Raw genomic sequence first — 21,862 nt, forward strand, 5'->3', positions numbered from 1 at the left:
TCCCGGATAGCGTCGAAGAATTGTGTCCATGCGGCTTGGGGAGAACCATGCAGAAGTTGTTGAGCGTCGGCGTTGGCCTGGCGTTGATGTCGATCGTGTCCGCGCCGGCGCCCGCCGCGTCGCGCTTCCTCCAGGATCCCTACCCCAGTACCTATGCGCCGATCGCCTCGGCCCCGGTGTTGATCAGCAATGCCACCGTGCTCACCGGCACCGGCGTGCGCCTGGACAACGCCGATGTGCTGCTGCGCGACGGCCGCATCGCGGCGGTGGGTACCGGCCTCACAGCCCCCGCCGATGCGGTGCGTGTCGATGGCCAGGGCAAGTGGGTGACCCCTGGCATCATCGATGTGCACTCACACCTGGGCGTGTATCCCAGCCCGGGCGTGAGTGCGCACAGCGACGGCAACGAGATGACCGCACCGGTCACCGCCAATGTCTGGGCCGAGCACTCGGTGTGGCCGCAGGATCCCGGCTTTGCTGCGGCACTGGCCGGCGGCGTGACCTCGATGCAGGTGCTGCCCGGCTCGGCCAACCTGGTCGGCGGCCGCGGGGTGACCCTGAAGAACGTACCCGCGACGACCTATCAGTCGATGAAGTTCCCCGGCGCACCGTGGGGCCTGAAGATGGCCTGTGGCGAGAACCCCAAGCGCGTCTACGGCGGCAAGGGCACGGCGCCGGGCACGCGCATGGGCAATGTCGCCGGTTACCGCGCGGCCTTCATCGATGCCAGCGAATACATCGCCAAGAACACCCCGAAACAGCCGAAAAAGAAGCGCTGGTTCAGCGGTGACGACAAGGGCGACAGTGCCGGCGACAGTGGCGGCAAGCGCGATCTCAAGCTGGATACGCTGGCCGGCGCCATCCAGGGCGACATCCGCGTGCACATCCACTGCTACCGCGCCGATGAGATGGCCACGATGCTGGATCTCTCCAAGGAGTTCGGCTTCAAGATCGCCGCCTTCCATCATGCGGTGGAGGCCTACAAGCTGGCCGACCGGCTCGCCGAGGAAGGCGTGTGCGGTGCGCTGTGGGCCGACTGGTGGGGCTTCAAGATGGAAGCCTTCGATGGCATCCAGGAGAACATCGCCCTGGTCGACCGCCCCGCCAACAGCTGCGCGATCGTGCACTCCGATTCGCCCGAGGGCATCCAGCGCTTGAACCAGGAGGCGGCCAAGGTGATCGCCAACGCACGTCGTGCCGGCATCGAGATCGCCCCGGAGCGGGCCATGATGTGGCTGACCTCCAACGCAGCGCGCTCGCTCGGCGTGGAGACGCAGACCGGCAGCCTGGAGGCCGGCAAGATGGGCGATGTGGTGGTGTGGAACGGCAGTCCTTTCAGCTCCTATGCGCTGGCCGAGAAAGTCTACGTGGATGGCCACCAGGTCTATGACCGCCAGGACGTGAGGCGGCAGCCGCTGTCGGACTTCATGCTCGGCCAGGAGGCACGCCCATGAGCCGCCGCGTCCCGATGCGCCTGCTGCCACGCGCACTGCTGTTGCTTGCGGGTACCTGCATGGCGACATCCGTGTTCGCGCAGGATCTGCTGATCCGCAATGCCACCGTGCATACCGCCGCCGCGCGCGGCAGCCTGGAGCACAGCGACGTGCTGGTCCAGGGCGGCGTGATCCGCGCCGTCGGTCCGGGCCTGTCGGCGCCGGCCGGCGTGGCCGTGGTCGAGGCGGCGGGCAAGCCACTGACCCCGGCGCTGTTCGGCGGCATCACCGATATCGGCATCGAAGAAGTCTCCGGCGAGTCAGCCACGGTGGACAGCACGCTGAAACTGGACGACCAGCCGCTGCGTCCGGAATTCGATGTCACCCTGGCCTTCAATCCGGATTCGGTGCTGATCCCGGTCGCGCGGCTGGATGGCATCGGCTTCACGCTGCTCGGGGCGAACACCGGCGGCGGCTTCATCGCCGGCCAGGGCGGCGTGATGCGGCTGGACGGCAGCGCTGACGCGGTCGGCCCGCAGGCGCTGTTCATCCGCCTCGGCGCGTCCGGTGCGGAGCTGACCGGCACCTCGCGTGCCGCCCAGTGGATGCTGCTGGAACAGATGGTCAGCGAGGCACGTGGGCGCGTGCCGGCGGACTCTCCGCATGCGCTGCTGACACCGGCCGGGCGCGCCACGCTGGGGCGCTACCTCGCCGGCCAGGGCCGGATCGTGGTGCAGGTCGACCGCGCGGCCGATATCCGCCAGCTGCTGCGCTGGGCCGCCCGTGAGAAGGTCAAGATCGCCATCGCCGGCGGTGCCGAGGCGTGGCGCCTGGCCCCGCAGCTGGCCCAGGCCGGCGTGCCGGTGTTCGTGGATGGGCTGGGCAACCTGCCGAGCAGCTTCGATCAGCTCGGCGCGACCCTGCAGAACGCCGCGCGCCTGAAGGCGGCCGGCGTGCCGGTCAGCTTCGCCCAGCGCGACGATGCCTCGCACAACGCGCGCAAGATGCGCCAGCTGGCCGGCAATGCCGTCGCCAACGGGTTGCCCTGGGATGATGGCCTGGCGGGCCTGACCCGGGTGCCGGCCCAGGCGCTGGGCGTCGGCGACCGGCTTGGCACCATCGAGCCGGGCAAGCTGGCCGATCTGGTGCTGTGGGAAGGCGATCCGCTGGATGTCGGGCATTACGCCGAGCAGGTCTGGCTGGGCGGTCGCGCGATGCCGATGCGGTCGCGCCAGACCGAGCTGCGCGACCGCTACCAGGCGCCGGCGTCGAGCGAACCGCGCGCATACTCGCGCTGAGTCCCTGCACAGGGCCGCTGCCTGCGGCGGCCCTGCGTTCGGCGGCACTGCCGTCCCGCAACGTGAGCATCCGATCATGGCCCTGCGCTGGTATTTCGATTTCGTCTCACCGTTCGCCTACCTGCACTGGCAGCAGCTCAAGGCCCTGCCGCAGTTCAAGAGCATTGTGCCGGTGCCGATCGCCTTCGGCGCGGTGCTGCACCACCTGGGCAACCTCGGCCCGGCCGAGATTCCGGCCAAGCGGCTTTTCACCTATCGGCAGGCACTGTGGCAGGCGCGCAGTGCCGGGGTGACGCTGCGCTTTCCGCCGGGCCATCCGTTCAACCCGCTGGCGGCGATGCGTCTGTGCCTGGCCGCCGGTGCCAGCCACGAGGCGGTCGAGATCCTGTTCAACTGGATCTGGCGCGATGGCCACGCCGGCGACAGTGCCGCCGCGCTCGCCCTGCCCGGCGCGATGCTGGGCGTTGCCGATGTCGCTGCGGCGATCAGTGAGCCGTCGGTCAAGGAAGCGCTACGCTGCAACACGGATGCGGCTTTGGCGGCCGGCGTGTTCGGCGTCCCGACGCTGGCGATCGGCAACGCGCTGTTCTGGGGCAACGACGCCCACCCGCTGATGCAGGCGGTGCTGGCCGACCCGCGCCTGCTTGAGCAGGGAGAGTGGGCCCGGATCAAGGATCTGCCGGTGGCGGTGGAACGCAGCCGCTGAGCCCGGGCCGGCTCCCCGGTCAGGCAAGGCGAGCCGTTTTGAGATAGCGTTCACGTTTCCGAACCTACAACCTGCCGGAGGGGCACAGGATGCGCATCGGAATCGTGGTCGACTCTGCGTGCGATCTGCCGCAGGATTTCATTGAACAACACAACATCGTGCTGCTGCCGATCACCGTCCGCATTGGCGAGGCCGTGCTGGCCGACCATCGCGACGAACAGGCAACACTGAGCTTTCTGCATGCCCATGTGGCCGAGCACGGCGCCGAGGCGGAAACCATTCCGTTCAGCGTCAACCAGATCCGGGACCTGTTCCTGGGCAAGCTGGTGATCGATTACGACCATGTGTTCTGCATGACGATCACCAAGACCCGCAGCCCGATCCACGACAACGCGATGCAGGCCAGTTTCGCGATCCTCAATGATTACAAGCCGGTGCGGCAGGCAGCGGGCTTCAACTCGCCGTTCGCGCTGCGCGTGCTCGATACCCAGAACCTGTTCGCCGCACAGGGCGTGACCGCGGTGGAAGCGGTGCGCCTGCGCGACAGTGGCGCGAGCGTGCAGCAGATCCGCGAGCGGCTGGAGCTGCTGGCCAACAACGTGCACGGCTACATGATCACCCGCGATCTGTACTACATGCGCGCCCGTGCACGCCATAAGGGCGACCGCAGCGTGGGCCTGATCAGCGCCGCGCTGGGCAGCGCGCTGGACATCAAGCCGGTGCTGCATGGCTACCGCGGCGAGACCGGGCCGGTGGCCAAGATCAAGGGCTTCGACAATGCGGTGAAGAAGCTGTTCGATTTCGTCGGCCAGCGGGTCAAGGGCGGCCTGATGACGCCAACCGTGTGCATCAGCTACGGCGGCGAGCTGGCCGACCTGCAGGCCCTGCCCGGCTACGCCATGTTGCGTGAGACCTGCCAGGCGCATGGCGTGGATGTGTTCGAGGCGGTGATGAGCCTGACCGGCATGGTCAACGTGGGCAAGGGCGCGGTAACGATCGGGTTTGCCGACGGCCCCCACACCTTCAACGGCTGACCGCACTGGTCAGCATCGCCGCGGCCATGCCACGATCCGGGCACGGCCGCGGGTTCTGCACGCGGATTGCACCGCGTCTCTGCCAGCCTTGCCGCATTCAATGGAGGTAACCATGCCAGTAAGTTATGACATCAGCCTGCCGGACCCGGCCAAGGCGCGCGGCAACGATCCGGACCTGTCCTTCCACGCCCAGGGCGCGGCAGGGTTGGCCGAAGAGCTTCAGAATGCCCTGCGCACCCCGGTGCTGTTCGACCGCTGGCGCGCCAAACAGGACGATCCCGACGCGGTCGACCCGCAGTGGGGCGCGACCGATCCGGCCGCCACCGTGACCGGCGCGCAGGATGATCTGCGCATCAACCTCTGCGCCACCACCAGCATCGACAGCGACGTGTTCAAGCAGCGCCTGCGCATGCTGGCCGGCAGTCACTGGGAACTGCGCAACGTGCGTTGAGCCATGTTGCCCGGCCCGCTGGCAGCCGACGCGCTGCCAGCGAGGGTCACGCCTACCCCCACATCGCGCCAGCCGCCACCCAGCGCGCGATACAGATCCACCCGTGCGATCGCAGCCGCCGCCTGGCTGTCAGCCAGCGCTGCCTGGTTGTCCAGCGCGATGCGCTGGGTGGTCAGCACGTCGAGCATATCGATCACCCCGGCCTGGTACTGACGACGCGCAGCCATCAAGGCACGATCACTTTCCTCCACCGCCACCTGCAGCGCCTGCCCGCGTCGCTGCTCCGCGCTGTACCCGTCTATCGCATCGTCCACGTCGTGCCACGCCTGCAGCACCGTCTTCTGGAACTGCAGCGCAGCTTGGCGTTCCTGCAGCCGGCTGAGAGCGAGGTTCGCTTTCAACCTGCCGCCCTGGAAGATCGGCAGACTGATCGCCGGACCGATGCTGAAACGATGGGCGTTCCAGCCGTCCAGGTCGTCGAGCTGTTTGGCCTGGAAGCCGGCATCGCCATTGAGGGTGATGCGCGGCAGGAAGTTGGCCTTGGCCACACCGATGCCAGCCGTCGCCGCATGCAGGGCCGCTTCGGCGCGGCGGATGTCCGGGCGGCGCTCGACCAGGTCGCTGGGTAGCCCGGCCGCCATGCCGGGCAACGCCGGCCAATCGCGCCGCGCGTTTTCCAGCTGTGCGTCCAGCGCCTGCGGGGAGCGCGCCAGCAACAGGGCCAGCGCATTGCGCAGGTGCGATTGCCGATGCTGCAGCGGTGCCACCCGCGCCTCCAGCGCTGCCACCTGCGCGGCCGCACTGGCCACCTGCAAGGTGGTCGCTACGCCCTGCTGCTGGCGGGAAAGGGTCAGCCGCTGCACGTCGCGCGCGATGTGCAGGTTGTCCTCGGTGATCGCCAGCAACTGACGCGTCGCGCGCAGCTGCAGATAGGTACCGGCGGCTTCGGCCATCACCGCGGTCTGCACCGCGTGCCAGTCTTCGTTGGCGATCTGCACGCGGGCATCGGCGATCTCCACCTGGCGGCGCACACGGCCCCAGAGATCCAGCTCCCAGCTCAGGCCGATACCGGTCTGGAACAGCCCATAGTCCTCCCGCCCGGCATTGCCGGACGGATCGTTCAAACCCACTTCGCTGTTGCGCGCACGGGTGGCGCCGACCGTCGCGCCGACGGCCGGGACGCGGTCGGCGGCGCTGCTCCGGCGCAGCGCGCGGCTCTGCGCGACGCGGTTGGCCGCCAGCTGCACATCCAGATTGGCGCGCATGGCCTGGCTCGCCAGCGCCACCAGCAGCGGATCCTCGAAGCCGTTCCACCACGCCGCGTCATCAGCGAAGGCCGCCGAGGTGATCACGCCCCCCTCCCACTGCGCGGGCAGGCTTGCCTGGGGCCGCACGAAGTCCGGGCCGAGGGTGCAGGCCGCCAGTGCGGTGCACAGCGCGCTGCCTGCCATCAGGCGCACCGTCTGCCGGCGCATCATGCGCCCTCCCCCGGCAGCCCACGCCCGCCGCTGTCCAGATCCACGCGCGCCTCCACCGACATGCCGGCGCGCAGCTTGCCGGCCAGCGGTTGGCCTTCGTCGAGCACGATCTTCACGGGTATCCGCTGCACCACCTTGGTGAAGTTGCCGGTGGCGTTCTCCGGCGCGATCGCGGCGAAGGTCACCCCGGTCGCCGGGGCGATGCTGTCGATCCGGCCGTGCAGCGACTGGCCGGGGAACACATCCACCTGCACGTCTACGCGCTGTCCGGCGTGCATGCGCGTCATCTGCGTTTCCTGGAAGTTGGCGACGACGAATGCCTGCTGCAGCGGCACCACCGCGAGCACCGGCGTGCCCGGGGTAAGGTAAGCCCCCACGCGCACTGCGCGGCGGCCAACCATGCCATCGATGGGCGCGCGCAGCTCGGTATGCGACAGATCCAGTTCGGCACGGGCCTGTGCGGCGTCGGCCCGCTCCACGGCGGCCTGCGCGGACTGCACGCTGGCGGTCAGCAGCGCAGTGCGCTGGCGTGCATTGACCACGGCCGCGGTGCCCTGTTGCAGATGCGCACTGGCCACCGCCTGGCGCGACTGCGCCTGCTGTGCGTTCTGCACGGTGCCGGCACCGTCGCTGGCCAGCGCTTGATAGCGGCGTTGATCGGCCTGGGCGAGGCTGAGCTCGGCGCGACTGACATCCACACTGGCCTGGGCCTGATCGATTACCGAACCCTGCTGCGCCAACGCGGCCTGCGCATTGGCCAGTTGCGCCCGTGCATTGGCGAGATCGGCACGCGCGGCCGCCAGCGCGACCTGATAGTCGCGATCATCGATGCGCGCGAGCACATCGCCGGCCTTGACCGTCTGGTTGTCCCGCACGCGGACCTCGCTGACGAAGCCAGCGATCTTCGGCGCGACCACGGTGAAGTCCGCGGTGACATAGGCGTTGTTGGTGGATTGATGGCGGCCATCGTGCAGCAGCCACCCGGCGCCGCCGGCGAGCAGCAGCAGGCCGGCAGCGATGACGAAGGGAACGGAGTTGCGATGCAGGGACACAGGGGAGTTCCTTGAATTCAAGCCACGGCACGTGGCGGATACATGCGTGTGGGCAGCCACGGAATCAGCGCGATCAGCGCCACCGCCACCCACACGACGAGGAGATAGAGATCGGCCGAGGTCAGCGCCACGACCTGCGCATGCAGACGCGCGCCCAGCCCGGGTGCGGCGCCCGCGTCAAACCAGGGTGCGTTGCCGATCCGGTCGACCAGCGCGGTCGAGTGCAGATGGCTGCGCGCGGTGGTGACCGCCTCGAGCAGGCCACCGGCGAGGACCGCGGCGAAGCCTTTGACGGTGTTGAACCATGCTGAAGCGAAGGGGCCATCGGTCGGCGCCAGGCTGCCGGTGGCGAGCATCAGCAGCGGCAGCACCGCCATCGGCTGGGCGATGACCTGGATCACCTGCAGCCACACGAAGTTGTCGCGGTGCCAATCGGTGGTCAGCTGCGCGCCCAGGCCACAGGCCAACGCCAGCAGGCCCAGGCCGATCGCCTGCACCCAGCGGCTGTCCACCCGGCGCTGGTTGAGCAGGGTCGCCACCAGCGGCAGCGCGATCAGCTGCGGCAACGCGACCCACAGCAGTATCGGCGCGGTCTGCAGCGGCCGGTAGCCCTGCACCTTGGCCAGGAAGCTGGAGGGAATCATGATCACCGCCAGCAGCACGAACAGCACGCCACCGAGGGTGATCAGCGCGTAGCTCAGATTGCGGTTGGCCAGCAGCTGCAGCTTGAAGAACGGCAGCGGGTGCGACCATTCGTTGTAGAAGAACAGCGCCAACAGGCCAGTGCCACCGCCGAGCAGCAGGCAGATCAGCGGCGAGGCGAACCAGTCCAGGCGCGGCCCCTGCACCAGGCCGATGACCAGCATCACCAGCGCCGGGAACCCGAGCGCCAGGCCGACCCCGTTGAACTGCGCGAAACGCTCCAGCCGCAGCGGGTCCTGCGGCAGGCCCCATGCCACCATGCCCAGCGCGGCCACACACCACGGCACGATCTGCCAGAACGCCCAGTGCCACCCCACGTAGTCCACCCACAGCGCGGCCATCGGTGTGCCCAGGCTCGGCCCGAACGTGGCCGTCAGCGCATAGCCGGCCAGGCCGTACAACTTGATGCCCGGCGGCAGGAAGCGCAGCGCCACGCTCATCAGCAGCGGTGGCAGCGCGCCGCCCGCCAGCCCCTGCAGCGCGCGCAGGATCAGGAACGAGGGCAGATCCGGTGCGAACGGACACAGCACGCCCAGCACCATGAAGGCGCCGATCATCACCAGTGCGAAGCGACGCAGTGAGAAGGTGACCGCGCACCACGGCGCAAACGCCATCGCGCTGACCGACATCGCCGTGTACAGCGCGATGATCCAGCTGCCGTCATCGGCACTGAACCCCATCGCGCCCCGGATGTCGGCCAGCGCGACCTTGGTGACGTTTTCGTTGATACCCGAGATCAGCACAGCCAGCAGCACGCCGCACAGGCCCACGGCCAGACGCAGGCCGAACACCGCCTGCGCGGGCGGTGCAGCCGGCACGGCAGTTGCTGCCGGCAACGGGGCGGCAACAGCAGTCATCGAACACCCCCCGGGTACGGGGGATGCAGCGGGAACAACACGGACATGGGTCCACTCCACGACGGGGAGCGGCAGTCTAGGCAGCGCCAATGCTGCGAAAAATGCTGCGCCGGCCATCGCTGGCGTGCATCAGACGCACGCCTCACCGGTGACCGTGCAGGCGGCCGGGGTCGCAGTGCGTCAGGCCTGCGTGGACTCCGCGTCGCACATCGCCTTGATGCTGCGGCGCAGCCAGCGATGCGCCAGATCGCTGTCCAGGCGGGGATGCCATGCCTGCACGACAATCGCGCTGCGGACCGGAATCGGCAGTTCAAACAGGCGCAGCGGTACCCCGAGGCGTTCCAGCCGGCCCAGCATCACGCTGGGCATCTGCGGCAGGATCAGGTCCGAATCGGCCGCGGCGAAGATCGCCGAGTGGAAGGTCGGCATGATCTGCGCGACCCGTCGGGTCAGCCCCAGCGCTTCCAGGTCCTCATCGATCGGGCCATACCACCGGCCACGGCGCGATACGGCGATGTGGTCGAAGGCCACGAAGCGCTCGGCAGTGATCTCGCCGGCGAAGATCGGGTGGCCCTCGTGGGCGGCACCGAAGAACGAGGTACTGAACAGGTTCTGCACCTTGGTATCGGCGCTCAGCTTGCTGACAGCGCTGATGTGCAGATCGATCCGGCCCTGCGCCATCGCATCGTCGTCCCCATCGCCCTCGGGCACGAACCGCAGCACCGAGCACGGCGCCTGCGCCTTGAACAACTCGCGCATGCGGCCACCGTACGTGCCGACAAACACATCGTTGGCGCGGATGCTGAAGGTGCGCTCCAGCGTCAGCATGTCGACCTCGCGGCCGGCATTGAAAACCAGGTGGGCCTGCTCGATCACCCCGCGCACCTGCTCACGCAGTTGCAGCGCGCGCGGGGTCGGGGCCAGGCCACGGCCGGCGCGGACCAGCACCGGATCGCCGATCGCCTCGCGGATGCGGCCCAGGGTACGGCTCATCGCCGGGGCACTGAGGTTCATCCGCCGCGCCGCGCCCACGACGCTGCCCTCCTCGATCAGGGCATCCAGGGCAATGAGCAGGTTCAGATCGGGCATGGTCACGGCAGTATCACCTTCAACGTGTGGCGGTGACTTTACTGCAATCCAAAACCGGTATTGATGCGCCCAACGCACGGCTCCGCTGCGGCGCACGGCATGGGTCCAGCGCCAACGGTGCGCGACCCTAGCGCCCCCTCTGCCGAGATTGCCGATGTTCACCAAGATCCTCGTCGCCTTGGATGGCGGCCCACAGCACGCCCAGGTACTGGACCTCGCCGGGTCGCTGGCCGGGCCTTCCACCCGGTTGCACCTGCTGTGCGTGCTGGACCCCGCCTTCGCGCTGGCCGACGACGCACCCCGTGCCGAGCACGCCGAGTATCCGGCCGCCGACGCCCAGGTCCACCAGGCCGAACAGCTGCTTGCCACCGCCCTGAACAGCCTGCGCGAGCGCGGTATCGACGGCATCGGCCACCACCCGGCCGGCGAGCCGGCGCAGGTGATCTGCGATCATGCCCGCCAGCACGGCTGTGACCTGATCGTCATTGGCCATCGCCACCTGTCGCGGCTGGAACGCCTGCTGGACCGCTCGGTCGGGCAATGGACAGTGGACCATGCGCCCTGCCCGGTGCTGGTGGAAGTGAGCGGTGGCGATGCCTGAGCGAACGCCGGCGTGCCGTCATCCATCGGCCGCGGCCGTGCCTTGGCCCGGCGGCGAACGGTGATCGCGCTCAGCCCGGTGCGCCGCCCGCTTCCACCCGATTGCGCCCGCCCCGCTTGGCGGCGTACAGCGCGGCATCCGCCGCCGCCAGCAGCTCGGCAGGATCGGCGTCCAACACCCTCGGCACGGTCCCGACGCCGATGCTGATCGTCACCGGTCGTCCCGACTCAGCGGAAGGCAACTGCAGCTGCTCCACTGCACGGCGCATGCGCTCGGCGAGTGCAGGGGCGCCTGCCAGCGGCGTGGATGCCACCACCACGGCGAATTCCTCACCGCCATAACGGGCAACCAGATCCGTGCTGCGCACCGCGCACCCCGCCAACGTTGCAGCGACCAGGCGCAGGCATTGATCGCCGGCCGGGTGCACGAAGCGGTCGTTGAACGCCTTGAAGCAGTCGATATCGACCATCAGCAACGCGATCCCCTGCCCGCTTCGCCGCGCCTGCTCCCACGCATCACGCAGGCTCTGGTCGAACTGGCGTCGGTTGGCCAGGCCGGTGAGGCTGTCGATCCGCGACAATGCATCGAGCTGGTCCTGCCGCGCGAACGAACGCATCTGCATCAACACACTGCGCAGGCCCGACCCCACGGTAGCCAATGCAAACCCGGCTACGGCCAGATAGGGATGCTCGCGCACCATCAATGCCGACACCACCATCAGCGACAGGGCCAGGATCAAGGGGCTCCCGGCGCGCACGGCCATCACCAGCGCGCGCGGCACACGCACTTCACTGCGTCGGGAAGGCCGCAGCGCCATGATCGCCAGCAACAGGAACGGGACATCGATCAGCAGATCGACCAGGCCGCCGTAGCTGCCCTCCGTCTCGACGTGGTTGATGTACGCGGCAACACCCAGGTACACCCAGGCGAACACGCACAACGTCCGGAAGAACACGCGCCGAGAGGGATCTTCGCTCGCCCGCCAGCGCAGCAGCGCAAAGCCGGCGATGAAAATGTTCTCCACATCGAACATCAGCCGCAGGTGTGCGATCCCGTCCTCGCCCGCATCGTTGAGCGTGGCGAAGGAGAACGTGTAGACGAAGAACAGGTAGCCGAGCAGCAGCGCGAGCAGCGCATCAATCAGGCTGAGGTACCACGGCTCATGCCGCGGATGGGCCATCGCGAAGGTGAGCGGCACGCCGTACAGCACGTACAGCAGCATGCTCAGCCCCGGCGTCGCATCGGCGTTGCCTCGGCCGACCTCCTGGTACATGTTCAACGCCATGCCTGCCGCCCACAGCCCCATGCCCAGCGCCATCGCGACCCAGCCGACGATCGAGGCGCTGCGGCGCCCCCGCCACACACAGGCCAGCCCCGCCAGCAGGGGCGCTCCGATCAGGAACGCATAGGACACCGGCAGCGCATGCGCGGGCATCAGCACCAGCGCGATGCCATGGCACAGCAGGTACAGTACCGACAGCCAGACCACCATGCGGCTTTCCATTCCGATGCGGCGTTGCGACCAACATACAAGGTTGCCCGGCACCTGGGGATCAATTCATCCCGCGTTGACGGCGTGGGCGCGGCAGGGCGCCGGGCAGCGTCGGCTACTCTTCCTCGAGCTGCTGGAAACGTTCCGCCAGGAAATCGATCAGCGCGCGTACGGAGGGCAGCAGTCCGCGCCGTGAGGGGAATACCGCGTGGATGATCTCCCGCCGTGGCGCCCACGCGGGCAGCACGTGCACCAGCGTGCCAGCGGCAATCTGGTCGCACACCATCATCCGCGGCAGCTGCACCACGCCCACGCCGGCCACCGCGGCCGCGCGCAGGGTCAGCATGCCGCGGGTGACCAGGCGCGGCCGATGATGGATGTCCGCGCGCGTGCCGTCCGGGCCGAACAGATTCCAGACGTGCTCGTTCTGCGGTAGGCCCAGCTCCATGCTCGGCAACGCAGCGAGATCGGCCGGCACCTGCGGCAGGCCCAGCCGCGCGATCAACGCCGGGCTGGCGACCAGGCACTGGCTGCGCTCGGCCAGCACCCGCATCACCAGCTCGGTGTCCTGCAATGGCGGTGGCCGCACCCGGATCGCGATATCGATGCCCTCGGCAATCAGATCGACCCGGCGGTTGGTGGCATCCAGCTGTATCGCCACCCCCGGGCACTGCGCCAGGAAGGCCGCGATCATCTCGCCGACACGCGTGTCCAGCAGCGCGACCGGGCAGGCCACCCGGACGATGCCGCGCGGCTCGCTGCGGGTGAGTTCGATCGCTTCCTGGGCGGCTTCGGCTTCCACCAGCATCGCCTTGCAGTGCGCGTAGAACGTCTGGCCGACCTCGGTAACCGAGAAGTGCCGCGTCGAACGCTGGATCAAGCGCACCCCCAGCCGCTCCTCAAGCAGCGCCACCCGGCGGCTGAGTTTCGACTTGGGCACCCCCAGCGCCCGCCCCGCCGGCGCGAAACCACCGTGATCGACCACCTGGGCGAAATAGTAGAGGTCATTGAGATCCTGCACGCCGCCTCCAGCGTTCACCAAATAGGACTATGAGGATAAATTCTGCTGACTACCGGCGCCAGCGTCCTGAATTCATCATCTCTTCCATCAGACACGGGCCTGCCCCCGGAGGAGTACGACATGAAGAAGATTCTCGGCATCTACAGCGCCCCCAAGGCGCACTGGGTGGGCGACGGCTTCCCGGCCCGGACCCTGTTCTCCTATTCCAGCCACGGCCAGCAGGTCAGCCCCTTCCTGCTGCTGGACTATGCCGGCCCGATGAAGTTCACCCCCGCTGCGCAGCCACGCGGCGTTGGCCAGCATCCTCACCGCGGCTTCGAGACGGTGACCATCGTCTATGAGGGCGAAGTGGAGCATCGCGATTCCACCGGCGCGGGCGGCACCATCGGCCCGGGCGACGTGCAGTGGATGACCGCCGCCTCCGGCATCCTGCATGAAGAGTTCCACTCCCACGCCTTCACCCGCACCGGCGGCACGCTGGAGATGGTGCAGCTCTGGGTGAATCTTCCGGCCAAGGACAAGATGGCCGCGCCCGGCTACCAGACCCTGCTGAACGCGCAGATTCCGTCGGTGCCGTTGCCGGACCAGGCGGGCCGCGTGCGCGTGATCGCCGGTGAGTTCGACGGCCAGCGTGGCCCCGCGCGCACCTTCACGCCGATGGATGTGTGGGACCTGCGGCTGCTCCAGGGCCATAGCGCCCACCTGCCGGTGCCCGAGGGGCGCCATGTCGCCCTGGTCGTGCTGCGCGGCAGCGTGCAGGTCAATGGCAGCCAGGCCGTGCACGAGGCGCAGCTGGTGATGCTCGATCGCGATGGCAGCGCCCTGCAGATCGAGGCCAACAGCGATGCCACGGTGCTGGTGCTCAGTGGCGAACCGATCGATGAGCCGATCGTGGGCTACGGGCCCTTCGTGATGAACAGCCAGGACGACATCAGCCAGGCCTTCGCCGATTTCAAGAGCGGCCGCTTCGGCCAGATCGCTCACGCGTAATTCCGGCGACGTGCTGGATTCGCAGCGCGATTGACGCATCCCCTGTCCTCCGTGGCGATGGTCGTTGCCATCGCCATACCCCGGCCGCCCAGCGGCCTCCCCATTCCCAGGAGTATTTCCCATGGCAAGCGAACCCATCCGTGATCCTGTCACCGATCACCTGCTGACCCCGCAGAACGCCGCCTTCATCATCATCGACTACCAGCCGGTACAGGTGAACTCGATCGCCTCGATGGACCGGCAGTTGCTGGTCAACAACATCGTCGGCACCGCCAAGGCCGCCGTCGCCTACGGGCTGCCGATCGTGCATTCCACGGTCAATGTGCGCAGCGGCCTCAACAAACCGCCGATTCCGCAGCTGCGCAAGGTGCTGGCCGACCATCCCACCTACGACCGCACCACCATCAATGCATGGGAAGACACCGCATTCCGCGACGCGGTGCAGGCCACCGGGCGCCGCAAGCTGATCATGACCGCCCTGTGGACCGAAGCCTGTCTGACCTTCCCCGCCCTGGATGCTTTGAAGGAGGGCTACGAGGTGTACGTCGTGGTCGATGCCGTTGGCGGCACCTCCCTGGCCGCGCATGACGCGGGCCTGCGCCGCATCGAACAGGCCGGCGGCAGGATGATCAGCGTGCCTCAGCTGTTCTGTGAGCTGCAGCGCGATTGGCAGCGCCAGGACACGGTGCCGGCGTTCATGGAACTTTTCATCCAGACGGGCGGCACTGCCGGCATCCAGTTCTCCTACGATCGCCAATGAGCGACGCAACGGCCACGCTCCCGCGTGGCCGTTGGGCGGGCATCACCCGTGCAACACCTTGGCGTGATGCGCGATGTGCTCGCCGATGAAGCTGCTGATGAAGTAATAGCTGTGGTCGTAACCGGGCTGCAGGCGCAGCGTCAGCGGATGACCGGCCGCCGTGCAGGCCGCCTGCAACCACTGCGGCTGCAGCTGGGTGTCGAGGAACTCATCACCACCGCCCTGGTCCACCAGCAACGGCAGGCGCTCGGTCGCGGCGGCGACCAGCTCGCTGGCATCCCACGCCGCCCAACTGGCGCGGTCCTCACCCAGGTAGGCAGTGAAGGCCTTCTGCCCCCACGGCACGCGGGTCGGCGCGACGATCGGCGAAAACGCCGAGACGCTTTTGTAGCGCCCCGGATTCTTCAACGCGATCACCAGCGCACCATGCCCCCCCATCGAGTGGCCACTGATGCTGCGTGCACCCGTCGTCTGGAAATGCGCCTCGATCAACGCCGGCAGCTCCTCCACCACATAGTCGTACATGCGGTAGTGCGCCGCCCACGGCTGCTCGGTGGCGTTCAAATAGAAACCCGCCCCCTTGCCCAGGTCGTAGCCTTCGGCGTCGGCGACGTCATCGCCGCGCGGGCTGGTGTCCGGCGCGACCAGGATCACGCCATGTTCGGCGGCATAACGCTGCGCGCCGGCCTTGGTGATGAAGTTCTGTTCGTTGCAGGTCAGCCCGCTGAGCCAGTACAGCACCGGCAGCTTCTGCGTGGCGGCCTGCGGCGGCAGGTAGACAGCGACATTCATGTCACAGCCCAGCACCTGCGAGGTGTGGCGGTACACGTCCTGCCAGCCGCCGGAGGCGGCGCGATGTTCGATGCGTTCCATGATGGTTCTCCGTAGGGGCGGCGCAGACCACGCGCCGCCCGCAGTGACTCAGAAATGCACGACCGAGCGGATCGACTTGCCTTCATGCATCAGATCGAACGCGTCGTTGATCTCGTCCAGGCCCATCGTGTGGGTCACGAACGGCGCCAGTTCGATGTCGCCCTTCATGGCGTCTTCGACCATGCCCGGCAGCTGGCTGCGGCCCTTGACGCCACCGAAGGCGGTGCCCTTCCAGGAGCGCCCGGTGACCAGCTGGAACGGACGGGTCGAGATTTCCTGACCCGAGCCGGCCACACCGATCACCACCGACTGGCCCCAGCCACGGTGCGCGCATTCCAGCGCCGCCCGCATCACGTTGACGTTGCCGATGCACTCGAAGGTATGGTCCACGCCCCAGGTGGTCATCTCCACGATGACCTGCTGGATCGGCTTGTCGTGGTCCTTCGGGTTGACGCAGTCGGTGGCACCGAACTGCTTGGCCAGTTCGAACTTGGACGGGTTGGTGTCGATCGCGAAGATACGGCCGGCCTTGGCCTGGCGCGCGCCCTGGATCACCGCCAGGCCGATGCCGCCCAGCCCGAACACCGCCACCGAATCGCCTTCCTGCACCTTGGCGGTGTTGTGCACCGCGCCGATGCCGGTGGTCACGCCACAGCCGAGCAGGCACACGTGTTCCGGATTGGCATCCGGATTGATCTTGGCCAGCGAGACTTCGGCCACCACGGTGTACTCGCTGAAGGTCGAGCAGCCCATGTAGTGGTAGATCGGCTCGCCGTTGTAACTGAAGCGGGTGGTGCCATCGGGCATCACGCCCTTGCCCTGGGTGGCACGCACGGCGACGCACAGGTTGGTCTTTCCGCTCTTGCAGAACAGGCACTCGCCGCACTCGGCGGTGTACAGCGGGATCACGTGGTCGCCCGGCTTGACGCTGGTGACGCCCTCGCCCACTTCCACCACGATGCCGGCGCCTTCATGGCCCAGCACGGCAGGGAACAGGCCTTCCGGATCATCGCCGGACAGGGTGAACGCATCGGTGTGGCAGACGCCGGTGTGGGTGATCTTGACCAGCACTTCGCCCTTCTGCGGCGGAGCGACGTCGATCTCGACGATCTTCAACGGTTCGCCAGCGGCGAAGGCAACGGCAGCACGGGATTTCATGGGGAGCACTCCAAGGCAGGGAACAAGACAGGTGCGCGCGCGGGTAGCCGCACGCTTATTTCAGGTAGGAACGGATCAGCGCGCTCATGTCGCGCACACGCTCGGCGCGCTGCGCATCGGACTGCGCCGGCTGGCCGAATTCTTCACGCAGGTGGGCTTCCATCACTTCGGACATCAACCCGTTGACCGCACCGCGGATCGCCGCGATCTGCTGCAGCACCGGCCCGCACTCGGCCCCGGCATCCAGCGCCCGATCCAGCGCATCGCACTGGCCGCGGATGCGACGCACGCGGGCCAGGACCTTCTTCTTTTCTTCCGGGGAGTGCGGCACGGGCGAATGACCAGAGAACTATACTGGGGGATAGTATACACAACCAGTCGCGGGGGTCACCTCGCGGTTGCCTTGGCGCGGTCCATCGCCTGCAACGGTGCTCCCTCCCGTGAACCGCCCGCCCGGCTCAGTCGAACGCACCGGCATCGGCCAGTGTCGCCAGCGCATCCACCACGTAGCGCACCTTCGGCCGCAGGTGCCGGGTCTGCGGCCATAGCGCGTGGATCTCCACATGGTGCTGAATGCAGTGGCCCAGCACCTGCTGCAACGCGCCCGACTGCAGGTGCCGCTTCACCAGGAAGTGCGGCATCTGGCAGATGCCCAGGCCGGCGATGGCCGCTTCGATCACGGCATCGCCATCGTTGAGCTGGTGGGTGCCGCTGGGAATGAAGCGCGCTTGCCCGGCGTCTTCTCCGATCCGCCACGCCACCGGCTGTCCATACCGATAGCCGACGATGCTGCGATGCGCATGCAGGTCGTCCACGGTGGCGGGCGTGCCGTGCCTGTCCAGGTAGGCCGGCGAGGCGCAGGTGATCAACTGCTGGGTGCCCAGCCGTCGTGCAACCAGGTGCTGGGCCTGGTCCAGCCCACCGAAGCGGATCAACAGGTCGATGCCTTCTTCGACCGGGTCCACGAAGTGGTCGGTGAAGGTCATGGTGAGCTGCAGTTCGGGGTGTTCGGCACAGATGCGCAGCAGCACCGGCAGGATCATCAGCCGCCCGAACGAGGACGGCATGTCGATGCGCAGGCGGCCTGCCGGCAGGTGCGAGGCCGAGCCCAGGCACGCCTCGGCCGAGGCGATCTCTTCCAGCGCGGTGGCGCAGGAGGCGAAGTAGGCCTGGCCATCGGCGGTGAGCGAAATGCGCCGCGTGGTGCGATGGAACAGCCGCACACCCAGACGCTCTTCCAGCCGCGCGATCGCCTTGCCGACCGCCGAGCGCGAGATTCCCAGGGTCTCGGCCGCTTCGGTGAACGTGGCCGAGCGCGCCGTGGTGACGAAGGTGACCAGCCCATTCAACGATTCCACTGGCAGCATCACCGCGCTCCATTGGGGACACAATGTCCCACTTGCTGGGAAATTGAAGTCCTTTATGTGCCTCCAGGTCAACCCTATCTTGAAGGGGTCGCGCCGCTGGCGCCCCCTTCCCCACGAGTTCGCCTTATGACCGCCCTGCTCTTCCAGCCCTACGACCTCGCCGGTACCCCCCTGCGCAACCGCATCGCGATGGCGCCGATGACCCGCGCACGCAACCCCGGCACCGTGGCCAACGCCCTCACCGCGCAGTACTACCGGCAGCGCGCCAGTGCCGGGCTGATCATCAGCGAAGGCACCCCGGTGTCGCCGCAGGGCCAGGGCTACATCGACGTGCCGGGCATGTGGTCGGCCGAACAGGTGGAGGGCTGGAAGCCGGTCACCGCTGCCGTGCATGCCGAAGGGGGCGTCATCTTCGCCCAGCTCTGGCACGTGGGCCGCATGTCGCACGCCTCACTGCAGCCCGACGGCGGCCAGCCGGTCAGCGCGGGCACCCGCCCGGTGGCCAGCGACCCGAAGAGCAGCGCCTTCGTGTACCGCGAGGACGGCAGCCGTGGTCAGGCCGATCCGACCCCGCCGCGTGCCCTGCGCACCGACGAGCTGCCCGGCATCGTCGACGATTTCGCGCGCGCGTCCGACAACGCGATCGCCGCCGGTTTCGACGGTATCGAACTGCACGCGGCCAACGGCTACCTGTTCGAACAGTTCCTCAACCCGGTCACCAATGACCGCACCGACGGCTACGGCGGCACGCTGCAGAACCGCGCGCGCCTGATCCTGGAGACCGTCGATGCGATGGCCGCGCGGATCGGGGCGCACCGCGTCGGCGTGCGGCTGGCACCGAACAACCTGCAGTTCGACATGCCCGAGTACGTCGGCAACGAAGCGGCGTATCTGTACCTGGCGCAGGAACTGGGCAAGCGCGGCCTGGCCTACGTGCACCTCAACGACAACCATGCACGGGGCGTGTCGGTCCTGAGCGAGGCGTTCCTGCGCACGTTCAAGCAGAGCTACGGTGGCACCCTGATCCTGGCGGGCAGCCTCACCCGCGAGCGCGCGCTGCGACTGGTGGACGAGGGCATCATCGATCTGGCGGCGTTCGGCCAGCCGTTCATCGCCAACCCGGACCTGGTGGCGCGGCTGGAGCGCGATGTGGCGCTGGCGGTGCCGGATCGGGCCACGTATTACGGCGGTGGTGCGGAGGGGTATACCGACTATCCGGTTGCCGGCTGATCATGGGGCCGGCGCGGGCGTGGTGATTCCGTGGGTGCGTGCAGCCACCCATGGGGTGGCTCTACCCGTGCCCCGCCGGCGGTAGAGCCACGCCATGCGTGGCTGGATTTTCGACGTCTGCGCTGCGTGCAGCCACCCATGGGGTGGCTCTACCCGTGCCCCGCCGGCGGTAGAGCCACGCCATGCGTGGCTGGATTTTCGACGTCTGCGCTGCGTGCAGCCACCCATGGGGTGGCTCTACCCGTGCCCCGCCGGCGGTAGAGCCACGCCATGCGTGGCTGGATTTTCGACGTCTGCGCTGCGGGCAGCCACCCATGGGGTGGCTCTACCGTCCGACCCGCGGGGTCATCGCAACATCAGGCCCCGCCAGGGGTTGGGTACGTCGCCCATGAGGGCCACCACCGCCGCGTCGAGTTGCCCGGTGGCGGCCAGGGTGGCCACCGGGTGCGCGCGCAGGTGCGGCGGCAACGGCGCCGGCAACCGTCCGGCATCCAACGCCAGCAGATGGTCGGCCAGCTGGCGGACGTCCGCGTCGCTGAGTGCAGCAGACGCCGGCATGGCAGCCGTCATGCCGGTACGTAGCTGAAGTGGGTATCGATGCCCTCGAAACCGATCACGCGACGGATCAACGCGGTGGCGACATCCTCGCCCACGCCACCGGCCTGGATCGCAGGATCGGCATACAGCTCTTCCAACGCCTGCACCTGCGCTGCGCGCAGATAGGGGCGATGCGACTTCAGCCAACGCTGCAGGTTGTCGGCGATATCGCCTTCTTCCAGCAAGCCGTCGTCAAGGTCGGCCACCGCATCGACCATCATCCGGAAGATGAAGTCCTGCAGGTTGGTCGCGAGCAGGTCCACGCGGTCATCGTCGTGCCAGAGCAGCACCACGCGCGGCTCGCCCGGTGCACTCGGATCTTGCCAGAAGCAGTAGTAGTCGCCCGCCCCGGTACTACCGAATGGCAACAGCTGCAGGCGCTCGCGCAGGCGCACGTGACAGTCTTCATCGGTGAACTGTTCGGCGTGGCCCACGATATCGGCCGGCGCGATCAGCTCGAACTCACGCGCGTACAACAGCAGCGGCGGGCGCGCACGCAGCGTCGGGTACACGCTGGTGACCCAGCCGTGGCAGAACGTACCCCAGTCCAGCATGCGATCACCCTGCAGTTGGTGGTACAGCGCGGGAAACGCCTGGCCGAGCTGCTGTTCGATGTCGTGGGGCGTTGCGATGGGCATGCCAGGGTGCATCCGATGCGGCGGGCAAGCGTGCCACTGGCGGTGCAGCCGCGGCAACCACTTCGCACTTCAAACCGTCGCCCGCACCATATCCACGAACGCGCGCAGCGCCGACGACATCTGCCGTTGCCGCGGGTAATACAGGACGAAGCCGGGGAACGGCTCACTCCAGTCTTCCAGCACCGCCACCAGGCGGCCATCGTCCAGGTACGGGCGCGCGGAGTCTTCCAGCACGTAGGCCAGGCCAAGGCCGTCGACCACGGCCTGCAGGATGGTGTGCTGATCGCCCAAGGTGAGCCGGCCGGGCACGTCCACGTCCAGTTCCTGGCCGTCCCGTTCGAACTGCCACTTGTACAGATGGCCGCTGGCGAAACGGAAGCGCACGCACTCATGCTGCACCAGTTCGTGCGGATGCGCTGGAATGCCGCGGCGCTGCAGGTAGGACGGCGCGCCGACGATCAGGCCGCGCAACGGCGGGCCCAATGGCACCGCCACCATGTCTTCGGGCACTGATTCGTGCAGGCGCACGCCTGCATCGAATCCCTTGGCGACGATATCCACCAGGCCATCGTCCTGCGCCAGTTCAATGCGCACGTCGGGGTGGGCTCGCAGGAACCGCGCCAGGCGCGGGCCGAGCTGGGTCTGCACGGCGGCGCGGGTGGCGTTGATGCGCAGCAGGCCGGCCGGGGCGGCGCGGAAGTGATTCATTTCCTCCAGCGCGTCATGCACCTGATCCAGGGCCGGCTGCAGCCGTTCGAGCAGGCGCTGGCCGGCTTCGGTGAGGGCCACGCTGCGGGTGGTGCGGTGGAACAGGCCCACGCCCAGGCGCTCTTCCAGCGCGCGGATCGCGTAACTGACCGCCGAGGTGGACAGCGCCAGCTCGGCCCCCGCCTTGCGGAAGCTGCGGTGGCGCGCCACGGCGGCGAAGGCGGCCAGATGGGTCAGGTTGTCAGTGGCCATGATTATCCCGTTTCACTTGATGAATCATGCCGATATCCTGACTTTTTGTGCACGGGATCGGGGCGTATTGTAAAG

Annotated in this window: 22 protein-coding genes; 9 read left to right on the plus strand and 13 right to left on the minus strand. The window is 68.0% G+C overall.

The window, feature by feature from the left end; translation table 11 throughout:
• Positions 1 to 47: 47 nt before the first annotated feature.
• From ABE472_RS09485 to ABE472_RS09505, 5 genes are all read left to right on the plus strand, one after another.
• A complete protein-coding gene (locus ABE472_RS09485) occupies positions 48 to 1,454 on the plus strand; it encodes an amidohydrolase (protein WP_070425916.1) in 1,407 nt (468 codons plus the stop codon).
• Positions 1,455 to 1,468: 14 nt separating this feature from the next.
• A complete protein-coding gene (locus tag ABE472_RS09490) occupies positions 1,469 to 2,731 on the plus strand; it encodes an amidohydrolase family protein (protein WP_346466083.1) in 1,263 nt (420 codons plus the stop codon).
• Between the two features lie 73 nt (positions 2,732 to 2,804).
• Positions 2,805 to 3,437, plus strand: coding sequence for a DsbA family protein (locus ABE472_RS09495; RefSeq protein WP_346466084.1), 633 nt, complete (start codon positions 2,805 to 2,807; stop codon positions 3,435 to 3,437).
• Between the two features lie 89 nt (positions 3,438 to 3,526).
• Entirely contained in the window at positions 3,527 to 4,471 is a 945-nt protein-coding gene (locus ABE472_RS09500; RefSeq protein ID WP_313219619.1) for a DegV family protein, read from the plus strand.
• 112 nt (positions 4,472 to 4,583) lie between these two features.
• Positions 4,584 to 4,922: a hypothetical protein gene (locus ABE472_RS09505; protein ID WP_313209123.1), complete on the plus strand. Its 339-nt coding sequence runs from the start codon at positions 4,584 to 4,586 to the stop codon at positions 4,920 to 4,922.
• Here the strand turns inward: ABE472_RS09505 and ABE472_RS09510 are convergent.
• From ABE472_RS09510 to ABE472_RS09525, 4 genes are all read right to left on the minus strand, one after another.
• Entirely contained in the window at positions 4,895 to 6,397 is a 1,503-nt protein-coding gene (locus ABE472_RS09510; RefSeq protein ID WP_346466070.1) for an efflux transporter outer membrane subunit, read from the minus strand. The genes ABE472_RS09505 and ABE472_RS09510 overlap by 28 nt on opposite strands.
• Entirely contained in the window at positions 6,397 to 7,452 is a 1,056-nt protein-coding gene (locus ABE472_RS09515) for an HlyD family secretion protein (RefSeq protein WP_313219616.1), read from the minus strand. The genes ABE472_RS09510 and ABE472_RS09515 overlap by 1 nt, the downstream gene beginning before the upstream one ends.
• 17 nt (positions 7,453 to 7,469) lie before the next feature.
• A complete protein-coding gene (locus ABE472_RS09520) occupies positions 7,470 to 9,011 on the minus strand; it encodes an MFS transporter (protein ID WP_346464303.1) in 1,542 nt (513 codons plus the stop codon).
• A gap of 180 nt (positions 9,012 to 9,191) precedes the next feature.
• Positions 9,192 to 10,106 carry a LysR family transcriptional regulator gene (locus ABE472_RS09525; RefSeq protein ID WP_121039741.1) on the minus strand — a complete coding sequence of 305 codons (915 nt, stop codon included), beginning with the start codon at positions 10,104 to 10,106 and terminating at the stop codon, positions 9,192 to 9,194.
• 148 nt (positions 10,107 to 10,254) lie between these two features.
• On the opposite strand from ABE472_RS09525, the gene ABE472_RS09530 reads away from it, so the two are divergent.
• A complete protein-coding gene (locus ABE472_RS09530) occupies positions 10,255 to 10,701 on the plus strand; it encodes a universal stress protein (protein WP_346466071.1) in 447 nt (148 codons plus the stop codon).
• A 70-nt stretch (positions 10,702 to 10,771) separates the two neighbouring features.
• Here the strand turns inward: ABE472_RS09530 and ABE472_RS09535 are convergent, their stop codons facing one another.
• On the minus strand, positions 10,772 to 12,193 hold the full coding sequence (locus ABE472_RS09535; RefSeq protein WP_346466072.1) for a diguanylate cyclase: 1,422 nt from the start codon (positions 12,191 to 12,193) through the stop codon (positions 10,772 to 10,774).
• A 115-nt stretch (positions 12,194 to 12,308) separates the two neighbouring features.
• Positions 12,309 to 13,214 carry a LysR family transcriptional regulator gene (locus ABE472_RS09540; protein WP_319623437.1) on the minus strand — a complete coding sequence of 302 codons (906 nt, stop codon included), beginning with the start codon at positions 13,212 to 13,214 and terminating at the stop codon, positions 12,309 to 12,311.
• Between the two features lie 120 nt (positions 13,215 to 13,334).
• Between ABE472_RS09540 and ABE472_RS09545 the strand changes: the two genes are divergently transcribed.
• Positions 13,335 to 14,204, plus strand: coding sequence for a pirin family protein (locus ABE472_RS09545; protein ID WP_319623436.1), 870 nt, complete (start codon positions 13,335 to 13,337; stop codon positions 14,202 to 14,204).
• A gap of 121 nt (positions 14,205 to 14,325) precedes the next feature.
• Entirely contained in the window at positions 14,326 to 14,964 is a 639-nt protein-coding gene (locus ABE472_RS09550; RefSeq protein ID WP_346464300.1) for a hydrolase, read from the plus strand.
• Between the two features lie 42 nt (positions 14,965 to 15,006).
• Here ABE472_RS09550 and fghA read toward each other — a convergent pair whose 3' ends face one another.
• The 4 genes from fghA to ABE472_RS09570 form a co-directional block, all read right to left on the minus strand.
• The gene (gene fghA / locus ABE472_RS09555) at positions 15,007 to 15,837 is read right to left on the minus strand and encodes an S-formylglutathione hydrolase (RefSeq protein ID WP_346466073.1); all 831 of its coding nucleotides are present in this window, start codon (positions 15,835 to 15,837) and stop codon (positions 15,007 to 15,009) included.
• A gap of 48 nt (positions 15,838 to 15,885) precedes the next feature.
• Positions 15,886 to 16,995: an S-(hydroxymethyl)glutathione dehydrogenase/class III alcohol dehydrogenase gene (locus ABE472_RS09560; protein ID WP_346464298.1), complete on the minus strand. Its 1,110-nt coding sequence runs from the start codon at positions 16,993 to 16,995 to the stop codon at positions 15,886 to 15,888.
• A gap of 55 nt (positions 16,996 to 17,050) precedes the next feature.
• Positions 17,051 to 17,326 (minus strand): metal/formaldehyde-sensitive transcriptional repressor, encoded by a 276-nt coding sequence (locus ABE472_RS09565; protein WP_038691827.1) that lies wholly within the window; start codon positions 17,324 to 17,326, stop codon positions 17,051 to 17,053.
• A 127-nt stretch (positions 17,327 to 17,453) separates the two neighbouring features.
• Positions 17,454 to 18,362, minus strand: coding sequence for a LysR substrate-binding domain-containing protein (locus ABE472_RS09570; protein ID WP_346466074.1), 909 nt, complete (start codon positions 18,360 to 18,362; stop codon positions 17,454 to 17,456).
• 126 nt (positions 18,363 to 18,488) lie between these two features.
• On the opposite strand from ABE472_RS09570, the gene ABE472_RS09575 reads away from it, so the two are divergent.
• Positions 18,489 to 19,592 carry an alkene reductase gene (locus tag ABE472_RS09575; protein WP_346466075.1) on the plus strand — a complete coding sequence of 368 codons (1,104 nt, stop codon included), beginning with the start codon at positions 18,489 to 18,491 and terminating at the stop codon, positions 19,590 to 19,592.
• 345 nt (positions 19,593 to 19,937) lie between these two features.
• Here ABE472_RS09575 and ABE472_RS09580 read toward each other — a convergent pair whose 3' ends face one another.
• The 3 genes from ABE472_RS09580 to ABE472_RS09590 all read right to left on the minus strand — a co-directional run bounded on the left by ABE472_RS09580 (position 19,938) and on the right by ABE472_RS09590 (position 21,787).
• Positions 19,938 to 20,150: a hypothetical protein gene (locus ABE472_RS09580; RefSeq protein WP_346466076.1), complete on the minus strand. Its 213-nt coding sequence runs from the start codon at positions 20,148 to 20,150 to the stop codon at positions 19,938 to 19,940.
• Between the two features lie 8 nt (positions 20,151 to 20,158).
• Complete coding sequence (locus ABE472_RS09585) at positions 20,159 to 20,827, minus strand: SMI1/KNR4 family protein (RefSeq protein WP_346466077.1); 669 nt, start codon at positions 20,825 to 20,827, stop codon at positions 20,159 to 20,161.
• Between the two features lie 69 nt (positions 20,828 to 20,896).
• A complete protein-coding gene (locus ABE472_RS09590) occupies positions 20,897 to 21,787 on the minus strand; it encodes a LysR family transcriptional regulator (protein WP_346466078.1) in 891 nt (296 codons plus the stop codon).
• Positions 21,788 to 21,862 lie beyond the last annotated feature (75 nt).

Origin of the sequence: Stenotrophomonas sp. TWI809, from assembly GCF_039673205.1 — a bacterium.
In the GTDB taxonomy this organism is placed as follows: Bacteria; Pseudomonadota; Gammaproteobacteria; order Xanthomonadales; family Xanthomonadaceae; genus Stenotrophomonas.

What these genes read in the sequence shown, in the direction of transcription:
- ABE472_RS09485 (WP_070425916.1), top strand. Translation starts at nt 48, where the DNA reads ATGCAGAAGTTGTTGAGCGTCGGCGTTGGCCTGGCGTTGATGTCGATC.
- ABE472_RS09490 (WP_346466083.1), top strand. Translation starts at nt 1,469, where the DNA reads ATGCGCCTGCTGCCACGCGCACTGCTGTTGCTTGCGGGTACCTGCATG.
- ABE472_RS09500 (WP_313219619.1), top strand. Translation starts at nt 3,527, where the DNA reads ATGCGCATCGGAATCGTGGTCGACTCTGCGTGCGATCTGCCGCAGGAT.
- ABE472_RS09505 (WP_313209123.1), top strand. Translation starts at nt 4,584, where the DNA reads ATGCCAGTAAGTTATGACATCAGCCTGCCGGACCCGGCCAAGGCGCGC.
- ABE472_RS09510 (WP_346466070.1), bottom strand. Translation starts at nt 6,397, where the DNA reads ATGCGCCGGCAGACGGTGCGCCTGATGGCAGGCAGCGCGCTGTGCACC.
- ABE472_RS09520 (WP_346464303.1), bottom strand. Translation starts at nt 9,011, where the DNA reads ATGACTGCTGTTGCCGCCCCGTTGCCGGCAGCAACTGCCGTGCCGGCT.
- ABE472_RS09530 (WP_346466071.1), top strand. Translation starts at nt 10,255, where the DNA reads ATGTTCACCAAGATCCTCGTCGCCTTGGATGGCGGCCCACAGCACGCC.
- ABE472_RS09535 (WP_346466072.1), bottom strand. Translation starts at nt 12,193, where the DNA reads ATGGTGGTCTGGCTGTCGGTACTGTACCTGCTGTGCCATGGCATCGCG.
- ABE472_RS09545 (WP_319623436.1), top strand. Translation starts at nt 13,335, where the DNA reads ATGAAGAAGATTCTCGGCATCTACAGCGCCCCCAAGGCGCACTGGGTG.
- ABE472_RS09550 (WP_346464300.1), top strand. Translation starts at nt 14,326, where the DNA reads ATGGCAAGCGAACCCATCCGTGATCCTGTCACCGATCACCTGCTGACC.
- fghA (WP_346466073.1), bottom strand. Translation starts at nt 15,837, where the DNA reads ATGGAACGCATCGAACATCGCGCCGCCTCCGGCGGCTGGCAGGACGTG.
- ABE472_RS09560 (WP_346464298.1), bottom strand. Translation starts at nt 16,995, where the DNA reads ATGAAATCCCGTGCTGCCGTTGCCTTCGCCGCTGGCGAACCGTTGAAG.
- ABE472_RS09570 (WP_346466074.1), bottom strand. Translation starts at nt 18,362, where the DNA reads ATGCTGCCAGTGGAATCGTTGAATGGGCTGGTCACCTTCGTCACCACG.
- ABE472_RS09575 (WP_346466075.1), top strand. Translation starts at nt 18,489, where the DNA reads ATGACCGCCCTGCTCTTCCAGCCCTACGACCTCGCCGGTACCCCCCTG.
- ABE472_RS09580 (WP_346466076.1), bottom strand. Translation starts at nt 20,150, where the DNA reads ATGCCGGCGTCTGCTGCACTCAGCGACGCGGACGTCCGCCAGCTGGCC.
- ABE472_RS09585 (WP_346466077.1), bottom strand. Translation starts at nt 20,827, where the DNA reads ATGCCCATCGCAACGCCCCACGACATCGAACAGCAGCTCGGCCAGGCG.
- ABE472_RS09590 (WP_346466078.1), bottom strand. Translation starts at nt 21,787, where the DNA reads ATGGCCACTGACAACCTGACCCATCTGGCCGCCTTCGCCGCCGTGGCG.